The organism is Rickettsia endosymbiont of Proechinophthirus fluctus (assembly GCF_001602635.1).
GTDB lineage: Bacteria > Pseudomonadota > Alphaproteobacteria > Rickettsiales > Rickettsiaceae > Rickettsia > Rickettsia rickettsii.
In genome coordinates this window covers 835432-842750 of sequence record NZ_LECS01000004.1, presented here as the reverse complement: position 1 = coordinate 842750, position 7319 = coordinate 835432, and the positions used below count along the sequence as shown (strand labels likewise).

Genomic DNA, 7319 nt, shown 5'->3' with positions numbered 1-7319 from the left:
ATCTAAAGCATGGGGTGTAAGCAACATAACGTATCGGTAATTTTTCTCTTGGTATAATAGTATCGGCGACCATATTTACTAAAGGTACTTCTGCGGTTGGAATTAGTCTGTAACCATTGGTTGTTGCAAAAGACTCTTCGGCAAATTTAGGTAGTTGTCCTGCATTATACATAGCATTATCTCGAACTAATACCGGAGGTGATATCTCAAAGAAATCCCACTCTTTAGTATGAACATCAATCATAAAATTAATTAAAGCACGTTCTAGCTTTGCTAAATCACCTTTTAACGTTACAAATCTAGTTCCAGAAATTTTAGCAGTTTGTTCAAAATCCATTAAATTTAATTTTATACCTAGTTCAAAATGCTGTTTATTCAAAGCATTTGGATTTGTCTCTCCGTAAGTACGAACTAATTTATTCATACTTTCATCCATTCCGTAAGGTACTTCTTCGTCCGGAATATTAGGAAACATATTTAATAGTTCATTTAATTCGTTATTATTATTTAGATCATGTTCAAGTGCTTCCAACTTCTCATTTATATGTTTGACATCTCTTTGTAACCCTTCAAATTCTTCGCCGCTTTTAGAGGCCATATTACCTAAAATCTTTGATTTTACCTTACGTGCATGCTGCAATTCTTGAATTAAACTCGTAATTTTTCTTTTCTCTCCGTCGAGCATAGCAATTTTACTAGACATAGGTTCAATAAATCTTTGGCTAAGCTTTTCATCGAACAATTCTTTATTTTCTCTAATCCATTTGATATTTAACATTTAGTGTCCTCAGTTTTTCTATAAAATTACATATAATTATTGAAGTTTCATATAATAAAAGTAGCGGTATTGCAAGAGCAAACTGGCTTAAAATGTCAGGAGGCGTTAATATTCCTGCAATAATAAAGTTAATTACCACGGCAATGCATCTTTTTTGCTTAAGTGTTTGTATCTTAACTATTTTTAGTATGTTTAATATCATTATTACAACTGGTAGTTGAAAGGCGACTCCAAAAGCAATAATTAAATGAATAACTAAATTTAGATACTCGCTAATTCTTGCTTCCAAAACTATAGGTACGATCATATCACGTTTTTCAAAACTAAGAAAAAAATTCCAAGCTTTCGGCATTACAAAGTAAAAAACAAAAATACTACCGCACCAAAATAAAATAGGCGACATAAAAAGAATAAAAGCGATAATTTTTTTTTCATGGCGGTGTAACCCGGGACTGATAAATAAATAACACTCCAAAGCAATTATAGGTATAATAATAGTAAAAGCAGTAAAAGCTGCAAGTTTAATATAGGTAAAAAATGCTTCTGTAAGCCCTGTATAAATTATATTTCGTACCGTATCACCGCTTAGCTTAGCAAGCGGTTTTAATAAAACACTATAAATATTGTCACTAAAATAATAGCAAATAGCAAATATAATTATAAAAGCAGTAAATATTCTAAGAAGCCTTATTTTTAATTCTAATAAATGTTCTTGAAAACTATATAGTTTCATAAAAATTCTGACTCTTCATTTCGCAGAAATATATATATCAATATTATAAACTTTTTTTAATAATTGTCATATGTTTTTAGAAATATTCACAAAGCCTAGTTTCTTTCTATATATTTTATAAAATATCGGGATAAATAACATGCTAAACAGAGTATTACCTAAAAAGAATACAGGCCAAGTAAGATATTTTGCACAAATACCGCCAAGGCTAGCTAGAATAATACGGCTAAGCGAGCTAAAAGATGCAATAATAGAATATTGTGTGGCAACAAATTCACTATTGCAAAGGCTAGCAAAATAGATAGAGATAATAGTTCCTGCAAAGCCTGCACAAAAATTTTGTACTGTAACAGTTATTATAAATGTCTTTATATCATAGCCGATAGTAGCAAGTATCATAAACATAAGAGGTGACAATAATTGAATAACTCCACCAATTAAGACACTATGAAATATACCCATTTTTGCAGCTAAAACGCCGCTTAAAGCTCCTCCGACGATCATGATTAGTAACCCGTAAGCTTTGTAAATAACGGCAATTTCATGAGTAGTAAAACTTAAATCGAGCAATAAAGGCGAACTCATAGCCATAGGTATAGAATCCGCAGCCTTATATAAAAAGATAAACAATATAATTAGCAGTAAATATTGCTGTTCATTTTTTAAGGAGATAATACTTTTTTTAATAACTTCAAAATATTGTTGTAATCCTATTAAATGAGTAGTTGTATGGTGTATTTCTTTTGATTGTGGTTCTTTGATACATAAAATTACTATAGGTCCAATTAGAGTAATGAATAGAGCCGATTTATATACTGTATTCCAGCCGAAAATAATTGATGAATATAAAGTACCGACGCTGCCAAGTAACATACCTAAACGAAACCCTATACTACTAAAGGTAAAAGCCATTGAAAGCTCTTCTTTAGATGTAGGTCTCTCAATTCTATATGCATCAAGTACAATATCTTGTGTAGAACTGCAGGATGAAATAATCAATAAGATAATTGCAGTAATATATAAGTTATTACAAGGGCTTATGTTTAAGAACCCCGTCATCGCTAGGATTAAAAATATTTGTGATACCAATGCCCAGCCACGCCTGTGACCGAATTTAGAACATAAAAAAGGTATAGAGTATTTATCTATAAAAGGTGACCATATGACCTTTAAGCAATACGGAAAGGCAGCTAGTGATATCGAACCTATTATATCAGTGGTGTATTTTGCTTCGGATAATTGATATGGAACTGTAAAAAAAATTAAATTGAACGTAAAACCGGAAATTAAGCCTAAAAGTAAAATACCGATTAAATATGTATGGTTATTTATGTCATTCTTGCATGAATTGATCTTCAACGTCATTGTGAGAAAAAACTGTAAGTTGCGACGAAGCAATCCAGTAAAAAATTCTGATTTACAGAATATTCTATTATTATTTCTGGATTGCCACCACGCTCCTTGCAGTTGTGGCTTTGTTGCATGGCTTGCTTCCACTTCTGTCATCCCGCAAGTTTGTAGCAGGCCCCAGTTAAAAATACTAATATTGTTAGTATTTTTAGTTGTGTTATGGATACCGTGGTCAAACCATGGTATGACACCGAACACGTTTTTTGAGCCATGCAACAACGCTTTCAGTCGCTCGCAATGACGATTAGGTATATACGCAATAATGCCTCGCAGGAATGACATAAAGGAATGATTAAAAATTTTGTACATGAAATCTAATAGCTTTAAATAGTTACTTAATATTTCATTTTTAGGTAGTAAGGAGCGACTTTGGAAAATATTTTACCGACTACCGGTATTTTAGTTACAATAGTGCTGATTAAGAAGAAGGAAGGAATAACATTTCCTTTAACCATAATTAATTGCTGTTTGGTATCAATATTACCTGTCATAGTAAAATCAAAGAACGGTCCATGTGCTTCCGTATCAAAAATTGTAATTATATTTCCTCTATAATTAAATTTACCGATCATATCTTCAAATAAAATATTTTTATTATTAGTTATTGAACTAAGAAAACCCGGCAACGAAACAAAGGAAACAAGCCGTGTTAAAAAAGGAGTATCGACTACCGTAAAATGTTTTATAGAAAATTTGCCGTCTAATATTGGCACTATTTCACCTTTTTTTACTTCATATCTTTTTGTATTTAAGTTGATGTTAATTTGACCGTTTTGCATAGTGGTATACATTCCAAGTCCCTTAAGCAATGCTCCGGCATTATCGGATTCAATGAACCATTGTTCAAAAGTTTCCTTAGCAGTAAGCGACATCTTAACTTTTTTATTATCAATATTAGCATTTAGAAAGCCGGAGAAACACCGCACTTTATCACATTTAATTGCTAAATCAAGATTACCTAGAATTATATTATTCTTTAAAAGTATTTTTGATATATTAGTTTTTAAATTAATATTACGTGTAGAATCTCCCGCTTTTTCTAAAAACTGCATCATATTAGCATTTGATAAATCTAATCTGTTTCCATAAAGTGTCGTATTAAGATTATGGTTATCTATAATTATGTTTCCTTTTAAATCCGTATGATTATGTTTAACAGAGGCTAGATTAATATTATAAATATTTTTCTTAATTAAGGCATTACCGTTAATTTTTAGATTATCCTGCCCTGAAAGGTTAAATACAATATTTCTATCGAAATTTTTATCATTTAATTTAGTATATAAATATAAATTGGCTTTTTTATATAATTTTTTATGAATAGATACTTTATCTATATAAAATTCTAAATTATTAAGATTAGAATTAACGGTAATAAAACTCTCATTATTATGCTGTTTTTTATACTCAAAATTTAAAACGGTGCTGCCTGAAATTAATTTAAATACTCCAAATCTTTGATTATTTGCCACAATATTGCTTTTTATTTTAAGTAAACACTCATTATTTTGATCCGATATATCATGATCATAAGTAAAGCTGCTTGCATAATTATTAATGTTACCTTTACCGCTAATATTTAGTTTATTATCTTTAAAACTACCTTTGGCTTCACCGTTTTGTAATAGGATATTATTGTCTAAGGTGTTAAAAGAGATATTTGTTAATGTCGACAAAACATTATAGCTATTAGGGATATTGGGGCTAATAGGAATTATTAGCTCTATTATTGAATTTGCCGTTCCTTTGATTTTTTTAAGATCAATATTTTGAGCTTTAATATTTTGATATGCATCATTTGGAACAAAGGCAATTAAGTCATTAATTTCACCTTTAGCAGTAGCATTAAAAACAAATTGTGATTTATCCAGTCCTTCCCATTTGAAAGTCATAATACCGTCTGAAACGACACTTTTACCGCTATATGCTTCATTAATTAGAAATTTTATTTCCGGTCCTGAAATGATTATATTAGTATCAACTTTAGTCAAAGGTGGTAAATCTGTGTGATATTTATATTCAAAATTCGAGATATGTAAATTTGCTTTTAAATTATCTTCTACTAAAATTTTTTTTTTAAAAAATTTTTTATCTAATTTAATATTTAATTCTCCGTTTTGGATGTAACCTTGTTTTATATGTTCTCGTAAATATGAGATTATAGGATTATTAGGAATGATTTTTTCGATTGTTTGATAAATTATTAAAGGCATATTTGCGGCAGCTGCACTTGCATCGATATTTTTATTGGTTATTATACCGCTTAGTGATAAAAAAGCTTTGTTCCCAAAGGTGAGTTTGCAATTAACAGTCTTTGGATTATCTTTAGAATAGGTGGTTTTATATGAGCATAAAGCATTTCCTAGAGGTAAGTCTGCTCCTTGTTCATCAGTTAGGATATCACTTTTTATTGCAGTTAGTCGTATGTCGGTTAGGGAATTTTTTTTAATTATATTTAACGAATAATCACCGGTCGTTGAAGTATTTATAATCTCTTCATCGTTATTTGAAATTACGGAAATTTTATCGATATTAAAATTAGCCTCTATTAACGAATTAGAGAAGAAATTTTTGAAATTAAAGAAAAGATTAAAATCGTTAATTTCTCCTCTAGCATTATCTATAAGACTTAAGGAAATTTTATCTATGGATAATCGGTTTTCTTTAAATTCTAAATTATGTAGTACAGCCTTTATATCATTTTTACTTAAATAAAATTCAATTATTTTTTTCAAAGGTTCATTTAAGTGTCCTTTATTTGCACTATAAACAGTTAGAGTTATAGCCAAAGATAATGAAGTCAGAATTATAAAAATACTAATAAAGGTTTTTTTAATAAAATTCATTTGAGCTTGTAAATCTATTGAAATATGATAAAAGCTTTATCTACTCGGGTAGAACTGCAAAAATTGGCTACGTCATCCTACAAGTACTCCGGTACTCACGTATTAAGTATACGCTCTGTTCCTCGTCTTGTGGACTCCTTGTACTTTTTGAAATTGAGCTTCGTCTATACTACTCTTCATTTATTTGAGGTATACACTTGGAATATAACGTATAATTTTAAAATTTAATATAAAAATCACAAAAAATTATGAATATTACATTTATCGGTAGCGGATATGTGGGATTAGTCTCAGGTATTATTATGGGCTATTTAGGTCATAATGTTACTTGTCTTGATAATGATGAGGTTAAAATATCCAAATTAAATAAGCAAATATTACCGATTTATGAAGCTAAACTTGATGAGTATCTTAAGCAAGCTTTAGAATCTGATAGGTTAAAATTTACAAATATTTATAATAATGAACTTCAAAATGCTGATGCAATATTTATTACGGTCGGTACACCTTCAAAAGGGTTGGGAGAAGCGGATTTAAAATATGTTTATGATGCTATTGATAAAGTTTTCGAGCATATAAATAAAGATTGTTTAATAGTCATAAAATCTACCGTTCCGCCGGGTAGTTGCAGTAATATTATAGCTTATTTAAAATCAAGAGGCTTTTCATTTAATGTTGCTTCTAATCCTGAGTTTTTAAGAGAGGGTAGTGCGGTAGAAGATTTTTTATATCCTGATCGTATAGTTATCGGTGTAAATAATAAAGAATCAGAGGAAATATTGCGAAAAATTTATGCACCTTTACAAGGTGCAAAGTTTGTGGTTACCGATTTAGTGACGAGCGAACTTATTAAATATGCTTCAAATAGTTTCTTAGCTACCAAAATTGCTTTTATTAATGAGATGGCTGATTTATGTGAAAAAATCGGCGGTAATATTAAAGATTTATCTAAAGGTGTAGGACTTGACCAAAGAATCGGTCAAAATTTTTTAAATGCAGGACCTGGTTTTGGTGGTTCGTGCTTTCCAAAAGATATTCTAGCATTAAATAATCTTGTAGAAAATCATCATATAGATTGTAGGATTCTTAAGGCAGTAATTAAAAGTAATAAGCAGCGTCCAAGTAATATGGTAGATAAAATAGCTACTTTGTTAGATGGAGATTTAAAAGGTAAAAATATAGCAATTTTAGGCTTAACATATAAAGCAGGAACAGATGATGTAAGAGCAAGCCCTGCCATCGCAATTGTAAAGATCTTATTAAATAAAGATGTATATGTTAAAGCATTTGATCCTATTGGTCTTGAAAATGCTAAAAAGAATTTGGAACATAAAAATTTGCTATATTTAGATTCAGCAGTTGACGCCTGTAAATCAGTAGATATTATAGTTATTGCAACTGAATGGTCAGAATTTAAAGAACTTAATTGGCAAGAAATTTATGATTTAGTAAAATCGCCGATAATCATTGATCTTAGAAATATACTAGATAATGAAGCAATGAAAAAACTCGGTTTTAGATATTATGCAGTCGGAAGTAAAATTTAGTCTTG

At 29.8% G+C, this 7319-nt stretch carries 4 protein-coding genes and 1 pseudogene; 1 reads left to right on the top strand and 4 read right to left on the bottom strand.

Annotation, left to right across the window (positions count from 1 at the left end; genetic code table 11):
* The 4 genes and pseudogenes from BG75_RS10220 to BG75_RS06350 form a co-directional block, all read right to left on the bottom strand.
* A pseudogene (locus BG75_RS10220) lies at nt 1–778 on the bottom strand (serine--tRNA ligase); the annotation flags it as partial.
* The gene (tatC, locus tag BG75_RS06360) at nt 756–1511 is read right to left on the bottom strand and encodes a twin-arginine translocase subunit TatC (RefSeq protein WP_062811817.1); all 756 of its coding nucleotides are present in this window, start codon (nt 1509–1511) and stop codon (nt 756–758) included. The pseudogene BG75_RS10220 and the gene tatC, both read right to left, overlap by 23 nt.
* Nucleotides 1512–1577: 66 nt before the next feature.
* Nucleotides 1578–3230 carry an MFS transporter gene (locus tag BG75_RS06355; RefSeq protein ID WP_252903702.1) on the bottom strand — a complete coding sequence of 551 codons (1653 nt, stop codon included), beginning with the start codon at nt 3228–3230 and terminating at the stop codon, nt 1578–1580.
* Nucleotides 3231–3256: 26 nt separating this feature from the next.
* A complete protein-coding gene (locus tag BG75_RS06350; protein WP_062811815.1) occupies nt 3257–5767 on the bottom strand; it encodes a DUF3971 domain-containing protein in 2511 nt (836 codons plus the stop codon).
* A gap of 248 nt (nt 5768–6015) precedes the next feature.
* Between BG75_RS06350 and BG75_RS06345 the strand changes: the two genes are divergently transcribed.
* The gene (locus BG75_RS06345; RefSeq protein WP_062811814.1) at nt 6016–7314 is read left to right on the top strand and encodes a UDP-glucose dehydrogenase family protein; all 1299 of its coding nucleotides are present in this window, start codon (nt 6016–6018) and stop codon (nt 7312–7314) included.
* Nucleotides 7315–7319 lie beyond the last annotated feature (5 nt).

Coding starts and splice junctions, on each gene's coding strand:
- tatC (WP_062811817.1), bottom strand. CDS start 1,511: ATGAAACTATATAGTTTTCAAGAACATTTATTAGAATTAAAAATAAGG.
- BG75_RS06355 (WP_252903702.1), bottom strand. CDS start 3,230: ATGTACAAAATTTTTAATCATTCCTTTATGTCATTCCTGCGAGGCATT.
- BG75_RS06350 (WP_062811815.1), bottom strand. CDS start 5,767: ATGAATTTTATTAAAAAAACCTTTATTAGTATTTTTATAATTCTGACT.
- BG75_RS06345 (WP_062811814.1), top strand. CDS start 6,016: ATGAATATTACATTTATCGGTAGCGGATATGTGGGATTAGTCTCAGGT.